This window comes from Flagellimonas sp., assembly GCF_965222555.1.
Classification (GTDB): Bacteria; Bacteroidota; Bacteroidia; order Flavobacteriales; family Flavobacteriaceae; genus Flagellimonas.
Window position 1 is genome coordinate 561,205 of sequence record NZ_CBDCUG010000005.1, and the last position, 21,840, is coordinate 583,044.

The following is a 21,840-nucleotide window of genomic DNA, read 5'->3' on the forward strand; positions in this document are numbered from 1 at the left end:
TGGACTCTTTAATACCCTAAATGGAAAACCAAGTTACGGAAAAACCCTATGTCCTAGCTGTGGATGATGAACAGCTAAATCTTGAACTTTTACGATTTATTTTAGAACGAAATGAGTATCACTATGTGGGTACCAGTGATGATGATTATTTTTTTGAACTTCTAAAGGAAAGAAAACCAGATCTTATCCTTTTGGATGTAATCATGCCACGTATTGAAGGTTTTGAGTTGTGTGAAAAAATCAAGGGATTCAAAGAGTACAAAGATATTCCCATCATATTTCTTACCGGAAAGGTCAATGTAAAGGACAAAGTAAGGGGTTTTGAAGTTGGAGGGGTTGACTATGTGACCAAACCTTTTAATGAACAAGAGCTCATTGCCCGAATCCAGACCCATGTAGAACTAAAACGGGCCAAAAACCAAATTGAAGAGCAGGCCCAAAACCTGAAACAATCCAATAATCTAAAAGATCGGATGTTCTCCATTATTGGTCACGACCTTCGTTCACCTTTGAGTGCCGCCAAGTTAAAGATGGACTTCATCATGCGGGGCATTATTGACCCCAAGGATGATAAATTCCTGGATGAAACGGTATATGACCTATTAAAGACCATGGACGAAGCCCTCAACTTGCTTCAAAACCTATTGGGGTGGGCCAAATCTGAAAGTGATCAAATTCAAATGATTCCCGAGAAATTGAATCTTAACGATTTGGTAGAGCAGACCTTCCGACTTTTAAAATTGGGCAGTGATCATAAAAAAATTGAAATGCAGAACAATGTTCCGGAAGAGTTTTTTGCCTTTGCAGATAACAATATGATTAAAACTGTACTTCGGAACATTATGTCCAACGCCATAAAGTTTACTCCAGTCGAAGGAGTGATTAAAGTCAACGGAAAGCTAAAAAAGGATACTCTTGTTATTGAAATTGAAGATAATGGCAATGGAATTCCTAAGGAGGACATTAAAAAAATCCTAAACCCCAATGAGCATTTTAGTAAACTGGGCACTGAAAAAGAGCCAGGCACCGGCTTAGGGCTGATTCTTTGTCAAAATTTCGTCACAAAAAATGGTGGCGAGCTAAAGATCAGAAGCAAAGTTGGAGAGGGAAGTACCTTTTATTTCGATCTTCCTGTTTATTCAGATCAGGATTAAGCAACGGCCTCTGTCCCCACTCCCCTTTTGGCCCGTTCCCATTTTACGGACTGATTTCCTTTGATATATCGGGCAAAACCTAGGTAGACGGATAAGTTCATGATGAAAAAGTAGTAGGGAATAAAGAGTATTTTTAGTCGAATCTGTCTGTTCTCCAAAAACCATCCCAGCAAGGCAGCAGCATAAAACAACACCTGGCCCCAAAATAGAATGCTGAACAATCCAAAAGAGAACAGGCCTTCATTTTGCGCAAGCACATAATTCAATGGAATAATCAGCAACAATAACAACGGGGTCAATGTCCATCGCAATACCCTGTGCGAAACATATTGGAATGACAATGTTCCGTATTTAAAGAAATTCAACAAAGCTCTCAATCGAACTACTGATTGAATTCCTCCTGCTGAAATCCTAACCTTTCGCTTGAGTTCTTCTTTTACGTTTGCCGAAGCGGTTTCAATGGCGTAGGCTTCAGGGTTATATTGGATGGTATAACCGGACATTGCCACTCGTAATGAAATGATAAAATCATCCAATAGTGTATCTTTTTCAACTTCTTGCCATAACTCAGTTCTGATGGCAAAGAGTTCTCCGGCAGCTCCCACAACAGAATACAACTCGGCATCCCATTTTTTAAGCTGCGATTCATATTTCCAGTACATGCCTTCGCCGGCGCCAGCAGCACTATCCGCTTCTTTGGAATAGATTCGTTTTTCCCCGGAAACACATCCTACTTTTGGATTTCGGAACAAACGCACTATCTCTTTGATGGATTTTTTTCCCAAATCGGTATTGGCATCAGAAAAAATAACAATAGGAGTTTGAACAAATTCAACGCCACGATTCATAGCGGCAATCTTCCCTGCTCTTTCATCTTTGTGATAGACCTTTACCCCATCATATTTTTTTAACAACTCAGGAGTTCCATCATCTGAACCATCCGTCACCCAAATCTGGGTTACTTTTTCTTGCGGATAATCCAAACTTTGGGAGTTTTTTACTTTTTGATCTAAAAAATCCTTCTCGTTGAAAGCTGTAACAAATAGTGTCACTTCCGGCTCATAATCTTCATTGCCTTGGAATGGCTTTGCCAATCCCAACATCCTTCTCAATTTAATGATCAGGAACAATAGTATTCCATATCCCAAATAGGAGTAAAAAATGATGAACAACGAAATCCAAAAAACTACTTTTAAAACTTCCATTATATTTTTCTTTTAATGTGGGCTTGCTCCTACCCTATTATTACTCCCCAATCTCAAGGGTTTAAATTCCTTTTTCATTTTGTCTTGATACAAAACGAACCAAAAAATCAAGATGATTTCGAGGAAATTTTTGTGTCGTTGCCACAAAACCGTTGATAGATTCTTCGTTTCATGCTCTTTTTCGCTAAAGCGAAACGCACTTCCACTTAATCTCCAACTATTTATGCGAAATCTTCAAATTCACCATGGTGCATTTCATCAAACAGCCACCATTTTCTTGGGAACACGTTCCCATTCCCCAGTGCTGTGATTAAATGTTTTCATTACCCTAGCTGGATTACCGACCGCCACCGAATAATCAGGTATATCCTTGGTCACCACACTGCCACCGGCAATAATGCAGTGTTTCCCTATGGTTACTCCTGCCAAAATGGTGCTATTGGCGCCAATCCAGGTTTCTTCTTTTACTACAATTTCAGCGGTGGAAACTCCCTGTGCATGAATGGGCTGTGAAATATCTTCGTAATTGTGATTGAGTCCAGAAAGCACAACATTTTGAGCCAAACGCACATCATCTTTTAAAGTCACAGGTCCAATCAAGGTATTTCCAAGGCCTACTCTGGCCCTTGACCCAATTTTTACTGCTCCCACCCCATTGTTTACCGTGGAAAAATCTTCAATGGTAGAATTATCGCCCAATTCAAAGGTGTTCCATGGCAAAACATCCATTCGGGTTCTTCTACAAATTGTTGCTCCCCTTCCTTTTTTGTGGTAAAAGGGATTTACAAACCATTTGACCCATAAACGCGGCCTTGCCTGATTCTTGGGCACCAACAACCAATGCACAAATTTTTTAATGGCAACGTTGTTCTTGATTTTATCTTTTAATCCCATAATCTTTTGCTTTATGCTGATTTTTTAATGGCATCGTAAATGGCAAGCACATTGTTTTCCCAGGTATGGCTTTTTGCAAATGCAATCCGCTTTTGCTGCAACTCTGGTGAATCTTCTGTCAAGGCTTTTTCAGCCAATTGGATATATTCCTCTTTGTTGGTCCCTAGATAGACATGGTCCTTGAACATTTCCATAGCCTTGGTCTGGGTTGCCAACGTGGGTTTCCCCATGGCTAGGTACTCGTCAATTTTACGTGGGTAATTCCCAATGGTCCAATCGTTCACCACCTGTGGGTTCATGGCCACATCAAACCCTTTTACATATGCTGGAAGCTGAGAGGCATCTTTGCTTCCCAAAAAGAAGACATTATCCATTTGATGAAGATCTGATCGTCCAAAATCGTCATCCTCCGGGCCAACCAAAACTATGCTCCAATCTTTCTTCATATTCGCCATGTATTCCAAGAGCGCAATATCCAATCGCATACTGGTCAAATAGCCAACATAGCCAATTATTGGTCTTGGAATCGAATCAAACTCCTTTGGAATCTGAATGCTTCCATTTTCATCATTAAAAAGGGAAACATCGCACCCCTGACCAACCATAAAACTATTGGTGTTGTACTTTAACCCATACTCGGCATACAGAGTAGAGTTGTTCACCACTACATCTGCTTGCTGAATAACTTGAGGTTCAATCCTGCTTCCATGTTTTCCCCAGTAGGGCACCTTGATCAGGTAATCCCTCATGTAATAGGTATAGCTTTTGGGCTCTAAAAATTCCTTTAAATGCAATCCCAGAAACATGGAACTGTCATTAAAGATCAATATATCCTTAAACCCTAAATGGTCAATCGCATCTTGAATATCGTTTGAAAAAATTCTTGAATTTCTTCTATTCAATATTTTGAAAATAGGATGAAAGGGAATCCAATTGATGGATTCTATCATGGATTCTGGATAAAGATTCCATAGATTTTCTTCTAGCTTGACCAATCCATTTTCCTCTCCATTTTTTATCCTGATGCGTTTTTGGACTTTTTCGGTATTTTTTTCCCTTTTTAGGGTGGCCCTGTCCAATGGTGGGTTCACATAAAGCACCCTGTTGTGCTTGGCAAACTCAGAGGCAATGTTTTTACAATTACTGCCAATTTCTATATCCCAGGCCTGTATGCCCACAACAACAATGTCTTGACCTTTTATCATATCAATTGCTTTTTAGTTCACTATGGACATCTTCATATAGTTCGAGTACATTTTTTGCCATGGCTTCCCATGAAAAGTCCTTTGCTCGCTGGATTCCCTTTTCAGAAAGTACTTTGGCCAGCATTTTATCCTCAATAAGGTTTCTCATAGCCTCAGTAATCTGAATAGGTTTTGAGGGATCCACCATAAGTGCTGTTCCCTCTCCTGCCACCTCTGGCATGGACGATGTGTTTGACGTAATCACTGGAACACCGCAGGCCATTCCTTCCAGAATAGGAATACCAAAGCTTTCGCGCAATGATGGATACAGAAATATGGTGCACTGGCTTATAATAGCTGGCAAATCTGTATTGGGCACATAGCCTGTTAAATGAATCAACTCCCTAATCTCTCGACCTCCGGTAGTATCCAATAACTTCAACAATTCTCCTTCATCATAATCAAGCATTACAAGCTTATACTTTTTGGGGTAAATTTTATTGAAATCGGCAAACGCCTTCAATACACCTTTGGTGTTTTTCTTGGGATCTGTGTTTCCTAAAAAGAAAAAGAAGTCGTTTGGCAGATTGTATTGTTCTTTAATTGTCTTTAATTGTGCTGCATCGGTCACCTTTTTAAAGTGAGATCCCACACCATTGTAAATGGCTGTCAACCGATTATCTTTAAATCCAAAATGATTGTTTATCCGCTCCTTTTCATAATTGGATACGGTAATCACCTTTTTACTTTTTCTAATGACCGGAGGCACAAAGTACCTTCGGTACATATTCCCTAATTTTTGGTACCAGGTGCCTTCTTTCTTGAGGAGGCTGATGCTTTCCAGATAAATAATATCGTGTAAAGTGGTAATGATAGGAACTTTGGAAAATAGAGGACCTGTATTGCTAGTACAGTGCAGCACATCACAACCTTCTTTATAGGCCGCTCTTGGTAATGCTATTTGTTCCCATCCTGGATATCCAAATCTGGAATTCAGCTCAACAATCTTGAAGTTGGGTGCACTTGGGATACAGGTGTCATCAAAATCTGGTTTTACAAAAACAACATATTCGTTTTTTTGGTCAATCTTCTGGAGATTTTTAATCAACTCCAGCGCCACCATATCCATACCGTGCTTCTTTTTTCTGAAAAGACGTTGTCCTTCTATTCCAATTTTCATTGCTTTTTATTGACTGTTAATGGTCCCGTGTTGGGTATGAATGAATTTTTTGTTGGCTCCCCTTAATTTGAAAAGTGATAATAACATCAACATGAATGCTTTGGGGAGGGTAAGAACTGCATTAAAGGTGGCTTTGCTGTAAAATTGCTTTGGAACGGCAAAGACAAAGGCTAAAATGACCAAACCAAAGCTGACATACCAGTAGATTCCAGGAATTACCATAAAGTTTGACGGCCAAATCAAATTCAGCATAAAATATGCAAATGTGATAACCGAAACCAATCCCAATAAAAGCACCCTTGGTGGAGAAACCATTTGATAGACCTTGTCGAAGAAATCAACATTACCTTTGGTAAGCAATTCTTTCAGTCCTGGCATAAAATATCTCCCAAAATAGACAAACTGAGCCGAAAGCCATCGCTTACGTTGATTGGCGAACACTTCTGATTTTTGAACCTTCTCGTCCAAAACCAAGGCATTGTCAAGATATTCGATTTTCGTCCTGTTTTTCAGGAGCTTTAATTCCAATTCCTTATCAAAACCACCCACAGCGTTCACATTCGCCATAGTGGTCTTAAAAAAGTAATAATCAAAAGCCATCCCCGATCCGATCAACGCTGATGAAAGTCCAACAACCCGATGCCCCTTTCTAAAAATGTGGTTGTTGATTTCTTCGCTGATCGCATCAAGAATGGCAAAAGAAGTATTGGTGTTTTTTGCAATGCGATGTCCTTGCACCACTTTATAGCCTTGATTAAAGGCTTTGTTGATTTTTTCAATGAAGTTTTCCTCCATAATATTGTCCGCATCCAAGATCAAAGCCACATCATAATCATCGCCAATGATTTTCATTGCTTGGTTGAGTGCTTTGGATTTGGTGCTTTTTTCAAAGGAAACCTCTATTACCCTTAAGGGTAAGTTTTGAAGTTTGTCCAAGGTGGATTGCTGAAACGAATCCGCGATTATGACTACTTCATACAGATTTTGTGGATAGGTTTGCTTTAAGGCTTGTTGGGCCACATTCACAATTACACTATCCTCTTTATAACCAGGAATGAGCACAGCAAACTTCCGTTGTTTTTGGAGTATTTCTTTCCTTTTTTTTACCGAAAAAAGTCCAGCAAAGGAAAAAACGAACACATAAATGGATGCAAATCCGAAGTATCCTATTAAAAGGATTTCCAAACTATTGACCAAAATTTTTATTACATCCATGTACGTATTCGTATTAGTTATCAATTACCCTTCAATCAATTCTTTTATGGATTTTTCCTTGAGCAGATTATCAAAATATTCAATGGTTTTTCCAAGGCCAGTTCTAAGATCTACAGTCGGCTCCCACCCATTCAACTTTTCCTGCGCCAACGAAATGTCGGGCTTGCGTTGCATGGGATCATCTGCCGGTAATGGCAAGTGAATGATTCTGGATTTGGACCCTGTTAGATCAATAATATTTTCTGCCAGCTCCAACATGGTGAATTCTCCCGGATTCCCAATGTTGATTGGACCGATGAAGTCATCTTCGGTATCCATCATCTTGATCATTCCGTCTACCAAATCACTTACATATTGGAAGCTTCGTGTTTGGGTACCATCGCCAAAAATGGTGATATCCTTTCCTTGGAGCGCTTGCATAATGAAGTTGGAAACCACCCTTCCGTCATCCGGTTCCATTCGTGGACCATAGGTGTTGAAGATTCGAATAATCTTCACCAAAACATCATTTGAATTGTGATAGTTGACAAACAGCGATTCTGCACAACGTTTTCCTTCATCGTAGCATGATCTTACCCCAATTGGGTTTACATGCCCCCAATAATCCTCTGGCTGAGGATGCAGCTCAGGGTCTCCATATACCTCACTTGTTGATGCTTGAAGAATCTTTGCTTTGATACGCTTGGCCAATCCCAACATGTTTATCGCCCCTAAAACAGATGTTTTTATTGTCTTGATAGGGTTATGCTGATAATGTACTGGCGATGCCGGGCATGCCAAATTATAGATTTCGTCTACCTCCAAGAAATAGGGCAAGGTTACATCGTGCCGGATTATTTCAAAGTATGGGTTGTCCATCAAATGGACAATCTTGCTCTTTCTTCCCGTGAAATAGTTATCCATGCTAACCACCTCATTTCCTTCACTTAAAAGTCTTTCACATAAATGAGAGCCAACAAAACCTGCTCCCCCGGTTACCAATATTCGTTTCATTTTACCCCTATTAAATTTTTATTGTTTCTTTTTCTTTACTGTTCACCGCATTCCTTCCAATGCTGTAATAAGCAAATCCTATTTCGTTCATTTCTTCGGGATCGTACACGTTTCTGCCATCAAAAATGAGTTTCTCGTTCATTAATTTTTCGAGAATTCTAAAATTTGGCATTCTAAACTCAGACCACTCTGTTACCACAATCAAAGCATCGGCTTCTATAATGGCATCGTACTCGTCCTTAGCATATTCGATTTTGTCTCCCAAAATTCGATGGGTTTCTTCCATGGCAACAGGGTCATAGGCTCTAATATTTGCACCAAGTGCTTTTAACTGATCTATAATGACCAACGATGGTGCTTCCCGCATGTCATCGGTTTTGGGTTTAAAAGCCAATCCCCAAAGACCAAACTGTTTACCTTTCAAATTTTCGCCAAAGTGCGCTTTTATCTTTTCTACCAACACTGATTTTTGGCGATAGTTGACTGCTTCAACTGCTTTTAGAACCTCCAAAGAATGTCCATATTCATCTGCGGTTCTTACCAAAGCCTGAACATCTTTGGGAAAACAGCTCCCTCCATATCCCGTTCCCGGATAAATGAACTTATTTCCAATTCTGGAATCTGAACCAATCCCTTTTCTCACCAAATCGACATTGGCGCCAACCAATTCGCATAGGTTTGCGATATCGTTCATAAAGCTGATCTTGGTAGCTAGCATGGAATTAGCAGCATATTTTGTCATTTCCGAAGAAAAAATATCCATAAACAATAGTGGATGCCCATTCATTAAGAAGGGTTTGTAGAGTTTGCGCATCACTTTTTCGGCACGCTTGCTTTCAATCCCCACCACAATACGATCTGGCTTTAGAAAATCTTCAACAGCACTTCCCTCTTTTAAAAACTCGGGGTTTGAAGCCACATCAAAAGGAATACGAGCGTTTCTGTTGGCCAATTCCTCTTCGACAGTAGCTTTAACTTTATAAGAAGTGCCAACGGGTACCGTACTTTTGGTGATGATTACTTTGTAATCTTCCATATGTTGACCTATTTCCCTGGCCACACCCAAGACATATTTTAAATCTGCGCTTCCATCCTCATCCGGAGGTGTTCCTACAGCTATGAAAACAGCATCACTTTCTTTGATTCCTTTTTTGAGGTTGGTGGTGAAGGAGATTCTTCCTTTGTCCATATTTCGCTCTAAAAGCACGTCAAGTCCTGGTTCATAAATAGGAACTTCCCCATTTCGGAGTTTTTCAATTTTTTTCTCATCAATATCCACACAAACGACGTTGATTCCGGTTTCTGCAAAGCAGGTTCCTGTGACCAAGCCCACATAGCCTGTTCCGATAACTGTTATATTCATAATTTGATATTTCTATTAAGGTTGATTTTAAATGCTCTATTACTTGAAATGTTATTTTATATACCAATCTAGATTCTGGGTTCCCCCTGAGTTGGCCCAATTCACAAAATCGGGATATTCCTCACTAATGGATACTGTTTCACGAGGAGGCACAAAACCTTCGTAAATGTTCAGTGCCCACGGAAGGTTCATGCTTGTTTTATAATACCTATCGTTCGAAGGGTTACTAAAATCGTCACCCGTGGCCAGAAACCCAGCCTTACTGGTAGGAGGTAAATCCGGTAGATGTATTTCTTTGGCCCTAACTCCATCTGCAATTAAAAATGCGTTGAATGGGACATCCCCCAGCGAGGTCACAGACATTGGATTGGTGAACGTAACTTCCATATTAATGGTTTCGCCTTCTCTACCAACCACATTCCCAATCACAAAAATTACAGTCTCATCTGAGGCTGTTCCTGTCTCGGTGCCATTAGCATCGACATTGATGTAACCTGCATTTAAGACCTGTCCGGTTATGCTTGAAATGTTTGAGGGTGCTATTGGAAACGTAAAAGCAAATCCATTTTCCAAATGTCCTCCAATGGATTCTATAGTGAATGTGGCCTGCAGTTTTGTTACCATGTTATCGGCATTGGCCATCAGGTTGAAGTTATAGTCCATCGCCAAATCGTTAAAATCGTAGTCCCCAACGTGTGGCCATAAGTCTTCAAAAACCATTTTCCCAGAGGAATTGATGGAAGGAGCAAAATTGTTAAAGGCCAAATTAAAATCGAAAGGGAAATCATCCAGAGTATTGTCAACTCCGTCCACATCGGCATCATTGGCCACATCAAGTGTAGCAAAATCCAATACTTGAACCGCACTTACAGGATTTGAAGTGATATAAAACAGCGAATCATTAAAATCCCCGTCATCCCCATTTCTAGGACCATCCTCTATACCCAAAACTGCAAGATTTCTACTCGAATCATGCAGTAGTACCATTTGGGACTTATTATTATTGTCCGTATTAAAAGTTTCTTCGGAATAATAGGTATGTTGACCTTTGCCCACTTTGTTCCCTTTCCATCCGTTTGAAACCACAAACCACGAAACCACCGTATTTGCTGGAAATCTTCCAATATGGACCTTATCTCCAGGAAAAAGTCCTCCTCCGGCCCCATTCATTGAAGCATTGGGGAAAATAACGGTATGGGAAGTGATATCATCAGGTGATGCGGGAGCATTGCCCACAGGAAATGAATAGAAGCCCAACGTATTTCTCCAGACCGCACTTTCGGCCACAAAAGTGACCCAAACATCGGCCTCCTCTGTAATCACCAAATTGGTTTCTTTGTTGTCCAAATATTCGGGATGGAGATCCTTTACATTTTGATTTTCAGGAAGGGATGCATTGATATCATCCAACAATTCCTGGGTAATCACATCTGGAGTTTCCATTACATCAGGAACCCCATTTGAGTTATGGCTACTCAAAAAATCAAAATCGATATCTCCTGGCGGTTTATTGGTTTTTGCCCTTAGGTCAACACTTTTTATTTTACCGGAAACTGGGTTGCTACGATCATACAAAGTACTGTAATCAAAACTGATACTATTGTTTACAATGGGCAATCGCACCAATGGAGTCAATCCCAAATAATTTGTGGTAATTAAGATAGAATCCGTTTCGGTTCCTAAATCAAATTTCTTTTCAAAGTGTCCATTTGTATCAAATGTTGCTTTTGCAAAGGCAACACTATCTTGTGATCCTTTTTTACTATGTAGTGTAAATACGGCATTTTCCAGAAGTTCAGGAACATCCAAAGTCACGGTAACATTTCTGCTTGTAGAAAAATCAAAACTTGATGGTATATCAAATGCAGAAAGGGGACCTTCCACTTCCGCAGGTGGGTCCAGATCTTTTTCGCTCACACATCCATATGAAATGGACAGGAGCATGGATAAGACGACTATTTTTACATTTCTGAGCATTAAAGTAGGTTTAATAAATACAATTGTAAATATTATCCTACATTTTTAGAAGGAAAAGTATTTGTTGTAAAGTGTTCAATTCGTGTTGTCAACGCCGAGTTAACGGTTTCCATAAAAAAGAATACGTGCTTTTTTTAGGCAAAAGGCCGTCTAAAGGAAAAATAACCCAATACTAACAATAACTCGTTGATTTTGTACTCTTTAAAGATACTCTACATATAAAATCTGCTCCTCTTTGTTTAGGGTAAGAGTAACTTTGTTCCCATAAAAATCAACCACATCCTGCAGATTGACCATTATGAAATCTTTTGAAGCAATGACAAATTCGCCTGGCTGCACCGATGTTTTTATCATAAAGGACTTTTCATAGCAGTTTTTCAAAGCTTTAGACTTAAATGTCCTCTTGTTTGTTTCTGATATGACGTTGAAAGTCTTACCTGTATTCTCGCTGGTCAGTTTCACTGTATTAACACTTACCTGTTCACCAATATTTTTGGTAGTTTGATTTACATAGGTACTTTCAAAACATGTTGAACTACCAGAAGTCACATAACCATCCGAGCTTTTTTCAGGATAGTCATGTATTTGATAGTTACCACAAAGCAGATTGACTATATCTTTTACATTATTTGGCGCAATGTAGAGCTTATCATCTTCCTCATACATCTGTATAAATGCCATAGTGCTAGGGCTTTCCCTTTTTGCGATACTGCTTTGAACTATTGTTGACCCCATATTTGAGTAGACATACACTTTATTATTCTTTTTTAAAACCAAATTTACCACCCCATTACTGGTTTCACTGGTACTCATCATATAGAACATGAATCCACTAAATAAGATGGCCCCTAAAAAAATATAGGTGCCCCATGGTTTTTTCCTTTGTGACATATATATGTGCTTTATTAAAATCTATCCAGTTAAAAATAGAAAATATTACACCTACCCCATCTTTTAATTGATGAAAGCCTATTTTGCATTGACAGAATCGAAAAATGCCTCTGAATTTACTTATCCCATTTCCGCTTTGTGTGTCAAATTCCATGAAATGGCTTTCCAAAATGCCTTGAAGTGTTGGAGTTCTTTTTTAACCAAAAACTGAAGACTGTTTTTGGGAATGGAAACGAAGCATTGAAACAACAGACTGATTCCCAATTGCAATGGCTTAAAGTTTCGTCTAGCGAACAAAATCCGGTTTCGGGAAATGTAATAGGTTTTCAATGGACTAAATTTTCCTGTGGAAATTGATTCTTTATGAAGAATATAGGATTTTGGCTGATAGTAGATTTTATATCCGGCACGCTTGATCATCTCTGCCCAATCATGCTCTTCGTAGTATAAAAAGTATATTTCGGTCATCATTCCAACCTTATCCACTACTTGTTTGGGAACCATCATAGCAGCTCCATGAATGGATTCGGTTTCCCCTGCAATATCAAAACGTCCATCATCCTTTTGGTGGTATCCAATACTACTATTTCTAATGGTCCAGTGACTCATGGGAGTATAGCCCGCATACTGAATCAACTCAGGATTCCAATGAAATTTAATCTTGGGACTTACCATTCCAATGGTTTCATCTTTTTGTAAGGTTTGAACCAAAGGTTCAATAAATCCTTCCGGAACAATAGTATCATTATTAATGAACAACAGATATTCCCCTTCGGATTGTTTTACGCCTAGGTTATTTCCGCCGGCAAATCCAAGATTTTCTTTGCTTTTTATCAAAGTTATCTCGGGAAATTGCTCTTTGATCATATCTGGATCATCATTGGGCGATGCATTATCCACTACAATCACCTCAACATTTGGATAGGTTAATCCCTTTAGGGATTGTAACATCTCAAGGGTTACTTCCGATTCGTTATAATTGATGGTGATAATGGACACCAAAGGAAATTTTTCTGACATAATTTTTTGTTTATGCTGCTAGAGCTAATTCTTCTTGTTCCAATTGTGCTTTTTGCTGTTGGATTTTCTTGTCCAACTTTGGAGATATAAAAATGAAAACCATGCCCACATACATTAAGATTCCAGTGGGAAACTGTCCGAACACCCCATTTCCATAAGAGGCCAGCATAATTCCGGCCATACCACACACCAAAGCGGTTATCTGTCCTTTTAACCAATCGTCCCGGATTTTGAACATACAATTGTATGCCCCTGTGATCAAAACAAAAAATAGAATAAACAAGTGCAACCATAGACCAATGATTCCCATATCGGCCCAAATGGCCACAAACCAACTGTCCGTTGCTGTGTTTGCCAAAAACGTATGTGGCGTAAACCGTTGCCCCCAATTTCCAGTTGATCCTATACCACCTCCGAAAGGTCTAGATGCCAAATACCCTGACAGTTTTCTTTGATTCTCTAAACGTACTTGCAAGGATGCATCGTTAGGGTCGAATGCGGTACGCATCCTTCTGATTTGGTCATTGTTATTGCCAATGGTAGTGTATTTGAAAAAGACAAAAATCGCTATTCCAGCCATCGCACCTAAAACAATACTAGGAATATGTTTTCTTACAATAATGAACATGACCCCGCCCATTGCAGGTACGGCAATTGCACCTCTGGTCCCTGAAATCAACATCCCATAAAGCCCCATGATCGCCACAAAGCCAAAAAATGCCCTAAGTTTAAAGTTGTCTTTCATAAAGAGGGCCAAAATCCCGAATACAACCCCAGTATGTCCTTGTGATGCACCAAACTGTCCCGCATCAGAATAAAAGGAGAAAATCCTAAGCTTTCCAAATAGTACATGGGTAACAGCACCTCCACCATCTAGCCAAGCTTGTTCAAAAGGGTCTACTCCAAGCGTAAGTTGGACGATTCCTTTTAAAGTTCCCAAAAGGCTGATCACACCCCAAATCATAAACAAGGTCATCATATCCTTTTGCCGGTTGAACAAAATGAAGCACAATGGAATAATCAACCACTGGTAGAGCGCTATCCCCCGCATGGCATAGAACCAAGCTTCAATGCTAACCGCTTCTGGGTTTACTGCTTGCATCATGGCATAACCAAACCAAATACTGACCAAGATGGTCAATTGCGAACGTGCATTGTTCCATGGCAATCGTATCCTGAACTCTTTAAAAAAGAGAGCCAAGTACATCATAAACAACAAGCCATCTATCATTAAACCCCAGGTCCCCGGAAGGTATCTTGAAATTCCAGTAACAAAAAAGCTAAAGGCAATAATGGTTATAATTCCGATTCTTGGATTAAGAAATAGATTGATTACGTACAACACCCCCAGAGGAAATGCAATGATTCCTATTCCAGCAATTATTCCCTTTGAAGCAATGAGCAAAGCGGATGCAATTGCCAAAGAAAATAGTGTAATTATCGGCAATGGCTTTTTGAGCAAATCCTGACCATATGTTCGCTCAAACGGATTCATGGTACCAAATAGGTATTAAGGCTCTTGAAAAAAAGTATCCCTTCGGGAAAAATGCGTTTGGATTGAATTTGAATCTCGCGACGCAGATAGTAAAAACCTAAGAAGATCCCAATTATGGTAAAGATCACTGTTCCCACGGCAACCCAAGCCAAGGATTCAAATACGAACACTGCAATAAAATCCACCACAATATTTGCCAAAGTCATGATAATGACCTTGTTCAGATTTAGTCTGGGTTTGTTGATGCTATCTAAAAGTACACCTGTGAATCTGTCTATAGGCAACAAAAGCGTGTAGAGGGTGAAAATTCTAAAAATAAGCGTCAATTGTGGCAATACCTCAATGTATTCGGTCCCACCTAAAATAAGCACCAACTCTTCGGCCAAAATGAAACATACAATTGCAACGGGAACAAACAATAGGGTAATGGCTCCGGAATAGGCGTAAAAAGTTTTGCGAACTCCTTGCATATCACCATCAATGCATTTTTTGGACATTCTTGGATAGGCCGTCATGGTAAAGCTTCGCAATGGGATTCCCAAAAGATCCGTAAGCTTTAGGGGAATGGCATACATGGCAATTCCGGCCGACCCCAAAATTGGGCTCATTCCAATAATAAATGTATCGGCGCTTTTTAACAAGCTAGATCCAATAAGGGTTCCCATTGAGTATTTTCCAAAGTTTATAAGCTCTTTTGTCGTCTTTTTTTCAGCATGTTTTAGATAAAGGCATCCATCCCATTTCTTTGCAACACACCAAATGCTCGATACCACATTCACACCCAGGTGTACCCAGAGAATTTCAAGAATTCCCCAATGCAGCAACCATTGGTTGAAAATTAGAAAAACAACAAACAGCCCGATATTGGACAAACGCACATACATCATCCCTTTAAAATCTTGCTTAGCCTGAAAAAGAGCCATGGCATTGTTCCAACTTAAGTTGGTCAGTGCCAAAATGGGATACCAGGCCAGAAAGAGGAAATATCCGTAGTTGATTTGAAAATCCCCCATTATCACCAAAGCGTACAAACTCCAGCAAAACAAGGTTATGATTCCGAGCAGTTTAAGATTAATCTTGAAACTGGATCCCATCAATTTTTTATAGTCCTCCTGTTTTGCACCGGATAATAGCCGGACCGAAGAAGTCTGCGTCAACCCAAATCGTAAAAGATCCACAAAAGTGGCCAAGGTGACATATAAGACCCAATCACCAAATAATTCTTTGCTCAATTGCCGGGTCAGTAACATAAAACTGAACAAACCCAAAGCAGCTATCAGCACATTGGTCATCAATGAGCTCATATTTTTTTCGCGTACTATGTTTCCCAGTTTTTTTAGCATTAGGCTATTGATTTTTTAGAAAAGAATCGTAGCTGTACCAAATTCTTCATCCATTTTCTAAATCGTGATCGCTTTTTAGGTAAATCCCCCACAACGGTTTCCATCTCAAGCACTTTTACACCATTCAAGATGATAGTCGGTTCAGGTCCCGTTGTAGCTTCTGTAAATACTTTTAATGCATTGGCATCTGCACTGCTCCAAGGTCGGTTTGCTCGGGTTACCAAAAAGGAAAAATCAATGGTCGAGGCCAATTTTACAGGAAATGGATTCTTGATAATACTTGGCAACTCTAAAATCACAAAATCGAAAAAGTTGAAATCCAAAATTCGACGTGAGCTGTCAAACTCTTCAATGGTTGAAATTTTGTAGAGCTTATCTGTAACCTCATAGACAATCTGTGCATAATTATCATCTATAGGTTGTACTTCGCATTCAATGTCAAATTCGTTCATGGCCTGCTGATAACGCTCGTCAATTACCTCAATCTCATATTGATCATTGACCACATAAGAAATGGCGGTATCACGTTGATGCGACATTTCGACCTCATAAGGATCATAAGTAATATGTAATATTTTGTATCCCAATTCACAGAGTTTGGATACTAAATGCTCGCAGATAAATGATTTTCCCTCATTCTCCTGGGTAGAAAAAACCATATTGACCACCGGCCCCTCCTGTTGTTTCTTGAATTGGTTAAGAATCATGTTCTTCGAAATGGCATTTACTGCCTTATTGGTCAGGTATTCGTAGTCAATGCTCTTGTTTTTCTTTGAAATGACCGGAAAAATGGAGGAGACCTTCAAATCTATTTTTTCCTCAGCCCTTTTAGCGGTGTTCAGATTTCCATCCAAAAACTCAAGTACCAATACAGTCAAGGCCACCAAAATGAAACCAAAGACCGCTGCTACTATAACCAGAATGATTCGCTTACTTGGATTGGGTTTTATAGGAAAAAAAGGAGCCTCCGTAATTTTCAGGTTCGATTGGAGTTCCACATTTTGTTGTCGCAATTTAGCCAGTCCCAAGCTGTGCAAAAGACTTAAATATTCTTGTTCTTCAATATTGATCTTTCGTTCCAGTTTTTTCATGGTTGCTCCCAAAGGAGCGTACCAAGTATAGAGTTCATCAAACTCAATACGTTTTTGGTCCAGGATTTGAAGTTCTGCTTTGGCCCCCTCATACATAATTGTATTCTCTAACCAATCCCCAAGAATACTTGATGATGCAACACCATTTTTATCATGATCTACAACAAAAACGGTATCGACAGCCTGTTTAAGCTGAGCTTTAATAGCATTCAACCTGTTAGTGGATTCCACAATCATTTTGGCATTTGAAGCTTGAACAGAAGAATCACGTGATAGGTCCAAACTCTTCATGGAGATGGTGTAGTTTAGCTCCGCCAACTCATTTCTTAAGTCAATTATTCGCTTACTCTGGAGTCGTTTTTTTTCATGTGTTCCCAATTTCTTTTCCAGCTTGGGCAAGACCGCCTTGGACGCATGGTAACGCTGTTGTACTTCTTGATAGCGCAATTCAAAATTTTCCCTACGTGAGGCCAACTGCTTGGTCTGCTCATAGTAGTTCATGATTTTGTTGCCTTTATTGAAATCTAGCAGTTCTTTTTCTGCCGCGTTCAACTGATCCGTAGTCCTATTTAACTGAGTTTCAAAATAACTGACCACCGCATCGGATTGGTTGGCTTTTATATCGGCGTTAGCCTTGATAAAAGTTTCGGTTAAAATCAATAAGGTGTTCTGGCAAATCCCCGGGTCTTCAGACTGATAGGTAATATCAACAAAGTCACTGATTGAAATACGCCTTACCCCTATCTTCTCCAATATTTTGCCAATGCTATAATCTGGGTGCTCAAGATTGAGCAATTCATTGATGAAATTATCATGGCCCTCTTCCTTATAGGCCAAAAAGTTTTCATAGGTTTTTTGCAAATCGTTCTTGACCACCAATGCCCTCACATCTTCAGGTACAATCTCTATCAACTCATCATATTTTTTTCTTGAAATAACCCGGACATCCGCACTATCCAAAAGCATATGCTGTGCAAATAATTTAAGCGCCACCGTTTCCAAAGTGGTTCTTGATTTTATCAGATTCAAAAGGTTGTCATAGGCAATATTGGTCTTGCTGTAATCAAATTTTGTATTATCCAGTTCAATGGTAGATCCCGTGGCAAATGCGGTAAAAATTCTTGCTTTGGAGTCGTATACCTTAGGCTGGTTTTTGGTTAGAAAAAACACCAAACTCCCCAATAAAATAGGTACTGATATCAGCAACCATATATGGCGAAGCAGGATTCTAACAAAAAACAGCAGATTAAACTTCATTCTCTATATGTTCAGTTTTATCCCAACAACTTCTTCTAAAAGAAGAATGGCAAGACTTAATTCGGATTTTTGGGCTTCATGGGCCACAATGGCCTCATTCAACATTTGACTGAGTCGGGTGTATTCCGGTACGGAAATAATTCCGTTTTTGTATTCAGTTTCAGCTCTAAGTGACTGTATCTTATAGGTATCCACAATGGAACCGTAAACAAAGAGCAATCTATGCGCCTTGACCAGAGCATTATATCTGGTTATGACCAATTCACGAAGCTGGGCTTTGTCAATTTCTTTTTCGTATACAGATCGTTCCGCCTCGGCCTTGGCCGATCTAATGGTGTTTTTCCTATTTAGGATTGCCGAAATGGGTATTTTCAACGAAGGTCCAAAAGTGTATCTGTCCTGTTCTGTTGAAAAAAGTGTTTGACTGGCTTGTGGGTTTCCAGATATCTGGGAAGCTGTCAGGTTATCAAACACGCCATAGCTGTAGACCGCCTCCAAATAAAAGTAATCCAACCATCTGGTTTGCGCCAAACGTTGTCTGGCCTTCCAATATTTTTGATCGGCATCACGATATTTAAGTTCGGGAGACTTTTCATGTGCCAATGTAATTAGGCTATCCAATGATGGAAGCACCTTGGTTATATCATTCTTTTCAAGGTTTTTGGCTATAAACTCGTCAATTTCCTGACCAATGGCACAATTGCATAGCAACAAGGATGCAATTGCAATAAATTTCATTCTCATTGTTATACATTTTCTTTTTGGAAAACTGCTTTAAAGGTTCGGAGTACAATCCACATATCAATCAAGAATGCATATTTGCTATTGGCATATTTCACATACTTGATATCGAGTTGCTTTCGTTCCTCAGGCGACATTTTGGATGACCTTCCCCGGGCCTCAACTTGCCAAAGACCGGTAATGCCCGCTGGCCCATTGAACCTATCGGTCCATTCATCCGTAGTCAACATTTCTGCCTCGTATAATGGTAATGGTCTATTGCCCACTATTGACATGTCTCCTTTTAACACATTGATCAATTGTGGTAATTCATCAATGCTCAGTTTCCTTATTATCTTTCCAACTTTTGTTATTCTGGGGTCATTATCAAATTTTACAAAGGCACTTTTTGCACTTTGCTTTCTTTTTTCATTGTGCATAACTTCATCCACTTCGGTATCATCCCCAATCAAGGTGGTTCCTTTTTCCAAATTTTGTTCGGAAGTGTTGGATTCGGTTTCTTCAACCTCATCATGCACATATTGGTTTAGATGCTGAAATTCTTTTAAGCGCTTGTCAGCATCTGGGTACATGGACCTCAATTTTAAAAAATTGAAAATCTTATACCCGGTACCTACCCTTTTGGAAATGTAGTATACCTTACCTTTTGACTCCAATCGGATAGCTAGGATCACTAGCAACAAAAAAGGTGCTGCCAGTAACAAAACCGTTGAGGCCACGGCAATATCAAAGCTTCTTTTCCAAAATCCAATCTTGTATTCCTTTACTCCCTCTTTGCCAGAAGAGATCTTTTGTTCCCGAAGATTGGATTTAAGGTCTTTCAAAAAACTTATCCTCTCCAGAACCTGCTCAAAGCTAATGGGGTGGATAAAAATGTCATCAAAACCACGTTCAAGGGCCTCCAATTTGTCTTCCTTGCTGACTTTATCACTAAGGAGCACAAAAGGTATTTTCCGAGCGGGGTCAAACACTTCTTCGAAGTACTCTTCAAATTCGTTTAAAGCTTTTAGCGGAATATTTCGCTCACAAAGAATTGCATCAACGGTCTGATGTGCGTTTATCCATTTTTTTGCTTTGAAATCGCAATTCAGGTGCAGCCATCTAATGGCATCAACACCATTTTGCGAAGCATTGACCTCAACATCCTCAGAAAAGCGATGAAACTCGTCTGCAAATCTTTTGTTGGATCCCAAATAAACAATCCTTGTTTTTTTCTTTGTAAGTATTTCCATGCTATTGTCTAATTAACAGCTTGTCCACCCTGATCATCAATTCTTCAGGGTTGAATGGCTTTACGATGTAATCATCTGCTCCCAACCGTAGGCATTCCACACGGTCAGAGCTACTGTCCCTACAGCTTAAAACAATAATTGGGATGTCTGAGAAAACTCCCGACTCTTTTATCCTTCGAATAAGCTCAAACCCATCCATCTCTGGCATTTCGAGATCGGTGATTACCAAATCCGGTAAATTTCCCGCTTGGAGCCATGAAATGGCAGCCAAACCATTTTCCATTGTTGTTACTGAATGGGATTGTCCCAAAAATTGGGCTACCAATTCACTAAGCGATTGTTTGTCATCTACTACTAGAATTTTCATGATATCTGTTTTTGTAGTACTTATTATTATTTAAAAGTAGGATTTGTATTACTTTATATAAATTGAATGTTGTAAAAGGCAGGCTTTATGTGGTGAGGGCTTTTAATTGTGATATTGCACTGTTTTGAGATAAAACATCATAAAAAAGCCATATTCAATGATATGGCCTATTCTTTTTAAAAAACTAGAAGCATCTTATTCCATAAATTCCAGCCCAGTCAATACATTCTCGGATTGGAAAAACTTCTTGGTTACCAATTGTTTTAATTCAAAAGTGAACTTTTCCCTTCCTTTTTTGTTCAAATGTGAGGCATCTCCAAAGTACGTATCATCGTAGGAGACAAAGGCTGGGTTTACGAACTGAACATGGGGATGTTTCAGCTTTAAATAAGAATCCATTTGTTCTACCCCATTTCTATATTCTTTATGCAATGCATTATACGAAGTCTGATTCATTGGCAACGAAGTATACACTACGGCAATGTCATTTTCCTTTGCCAATTCAAACATTTTCTCCAATGAAGAGACCAAGACTTTTTTGGGTGAAAATTGAATCCGCTGTGCCTCCACATTCAAATCGTTGGAAAAATCCGCCCGACCAAAGTCAAAGCATCCCCTTCTATTTTTGATTTCATTGTAAACAGCATAATTGGTGTATCCGCGTAGCAAGAATGATTTACTCAATTCGGTCCTTAACTCCGTTGGAAACTTGAAATAGGTTTTATAGGCCTTTCTTATCAATGAGCCTTTCTCCGATTCCTCAAAATTTGCCTCACCTTCATACTCCCAAAATGTTTCGTTTCCCGTATTCAACTCGTTGAAAATTTCTTCAATTTCCTCCAAATTGTAGAAATTATATTTTACCTGACGATCCCAGAACATTTCCGATTGTTCAAAATGGAGAGGAGCATAGGAAACTATAATGGTATCCACTTTCTTACCCACTTTGAGCATTCGTTTTAACGAATAATACCCTTCCATCGGAGTACCTCCTCCCAAGGCTAAATTATAGTAGCTAGGACCCAAGACGTCCGGATTGATCCCCGCTATCACCCTACTATCTCCAATAATAAGATTACTGAAGGTATTGTTGGATTCCATCACCTCCATCTTGCTTTTCCACATGGGATATTCGGCATTGAAATAATGAAATGGCAGAAAAAGGCATATTAGATACACCAATACAGCCCAGATTACCGAAAAAGCCAATACTTGTTTGATCAAATTACTTATCATGG

Annotated in this window: 18 protein-coding genes; 1 reads left to right on the forward strand and 17 read right to left on the reverse strand. The window is 39.4% G+C overall.

Annotated elements, in window-relative coordinates; genetic code table 11:
- Positions 1–20 precede the first annotated feature (20 nt).
- Positions 21–1,154 (forward strand): hybrid sensor histidine kinase/response regulator, encoded by a 1,134-nt coding sequence (locus ACOQO1_RS11025; protein WP_420602928.1) that lies wholly within the window; start codon positions 21–23, stop codon positions 1,152–1,154.
- On the opposite strand, the gene ACOQO1_RS11030 is transcribed toward ACOQO1_RS11025, so the two are convergent.
- The 17 genes from ACOQO1_RS11030 to ACOQO1_RS11110 all read right to left on the reverse strand — a co-directional run bounded on the left by ACOQO1_RS11030 (position 1,151) and on the right by ACOQO1_RS11110 (position 21,838).
- On the reverse strand, positions 1,151–2,359 hold the full coding sequence (locus ACOQO1_RS11030; RefSeq protein WP_420602929.1) for a glycosyltransferase family 2 protein: 1,209 nt from the start codon (positions 2,357–2,359) through the stop codon (positions 1,151–1,153). The genes ACOQO1_RS11025 and ACOQO1_RS11030 overlap by 4 nt on opposite strands.
- A 258-nt stretch (positions 2,360–2,617) precedes the next feature.
- Positions 2,618–3,253 (reverse strand): acyltransferase, encoded by a 636-nt coding sequence (locus tag ACOQO1_RS11035; protein WP_420602930.1) that lies wholly within the window; start codon positions 3,251–3,253, stop codon positions 2,618–2,620.
- Between the two features lie 11 nt (positions 3,254–3,264).
- Positions 3,265–4,458, reverse strand: coding sequence for a glycosyltransferase (locus ACOQO1_RS11040; protein ID WP_420602931.1), 1,194 nt, complete (start codon positions 4,456–4,458; stop codon positions 3,265–3,267).
- Position 4,459: 1 nt separating this feature from the next.
- Positions 4,460–5,617 carry a glycosyltransferase family 4 protein gene (locus ACOQO1_RS11045; protein ID WP_420602932.1) on the reverse strand — a complete coding sequence of 386 codons (1,158 nt, stop codon included), beginning with the start codon at positions 5,615–5,617 and terminating at the stop codon, positions 4,460–4,462.
- Between the two features lie 6 nt (positions 5,618–5,623).
- On the reverse strand, positions 5,624–6,832 hold the full coding sequence (locus tag ACOQO1_RS11050; protein WP_420602933.1) for a glycosyltransferase: 1,209 nt from the start codon (positions 6,830–6,832) through the stop codon (positions 5,624–5,626).
- 24 nt (positions 6,833–6,856) lie between these two features.
- Positions 6,857–7,825, reverse strand: a complete 969-nt coding sequence (locus ACOQO1_RS11055) for a UDP-glucuronic acid decarboxylase family protein (RefSeq protein WP_420602934.1) — start codon at positions 7,823–7,825, stop codon at positions 6,857–6,859.
- A gap of 10 nt (positions 7,826–7,835) precedes the next feature.
- Positions 7,836–9,188: a UDP-glucose dehydrogenase family protein gene (locus ACOQO1_RS11060; protein WP_420602935.1), complete on the reverse strand. Its 1,353-nt coding sequence runs from the start codon at positions 9,186–9,188 to the stop codon at positions 7,836–7,838.
- Between the two features lie 51 nt (positions 9,189–9,239).
- Positions 9,240–11,165, reverse strand: a complete 1,926-nt coding sequence (locus ACOQO1_RS11065) for an LruC domain-containing protein (RefSeq protein ID WP_420602936.1) — start codon at positions 11,163–11,165, stop codon at positions 9,240–9,242.
- Positions 11,166–11,366: 201 nt separating this feature from the next.
- Complete coding sequence (locus tag ACOQO1_RS11070) at positions 11,367–12,056, reverse strand: hypothetical protein (protein WP_420602937.1); 690 nt, start codon at positions 12,054–12,056, stop codon at positions 11,367–11,369.
- A 120-nt stretch (positions 12,057–12,176) separates the two neighbouring features.
- A complete protein-coding gene (locus ACOQO1_RS11075) occupies positions 12,177–13,076 on the reverse strand; it encodes a glycosyltransferase family 2 protein (protein ID WP_420602938.1) in 900 nt (299 codons plus the stop codon).
- Between the two features lie 10 nt (positions 13,077–13,086).
- On the reverse strand, positions 13,087–14,571 hold the full coding sequence (locus ACOQO1_RS11080) for an O-antigen ligase family protein (RefSeq protein WP_420602939.1): 1,485 nt from the start codon (positions 14,569–14,571) through the stop codon (positions 13,087–13,089).
- Positions 14,568–15,914 (reverse strand): oligosaccharide flippase family protein, encoded by a 1,347-nt coding sequence (locus ACOQO1_RS11085; RefSeq protein ID WP_420602940.1) that lies wholly within the window; start codon positions 15,912–15,914, stop codon positions 14,568–14,570. The genes ACOQO1_RS11080 and ACOQO1_RS11085 overlap by 4 nt, the downstream gene beginning before the upstream one ends.
- On the reverse strand, positions 15,914–18,262 hold the full coding sequence (locus ACOQO1_RS11090; protein WP_420602941.1) for a GumC family protein: 2,349 nt from the start codon (positions 18,260–18,262) through the stop codon (positions 15,914–15,916). The genes ACOQO1_RS11085 and ACOQO1_RS11090 overlap by 1 nt, the downstream gene beginning before the upstream one ends.
- A gap of 3 nt (positions 18,263–18,265) precedes the next feature.
- Positions 18,266–19,000 (reverse strand): TolC family protein, encoded by a 735-nt coding sequence (locus ACOQO1_RS11095; protein ID WP_420602942.1) that lies wholly within the window; start codon positions 18,998–19,000, stop codon positions 18,266–18,268.
- A gap of 8 nt (positions 19,001–19,008) precedes the next feature.
- Entirely contained in the window at positions 19,009–20,235 is a 1,227-nt protein-coding gene (locus ACOQO1_RS11100) for a sugar transferase (RefSeq protein ID WP_420602943.1), read from the reverse strand.
- A 1-nt stretch (position 20,236) separates the two neighbouring features.
- Entirely contained in the window at positions 20,237–20,602 is a 366-nt protein-coding gene (locus ACOQO1_RS11105) for a response regulator transcription factor (protein WP_097046729.1), read from the reverse strand.
- A 195-nt stretch (positions 20,603–20,797) separates the two neighbouring features.
- Positions 20,798–21,838: a hypothetical protein gene (locus tag ACOQO1_RS11110; RefSeq protein ID WP_420602944.1), complete on the reverse strand. Its 1,041-nt coding sequence runs from the start codon at positions 21,836–21,838 to the stop codon at positions 20,798–20,800.
- Between the last annotated feature and the right edge of the window lie 2 nt (positions 21,839–21,840).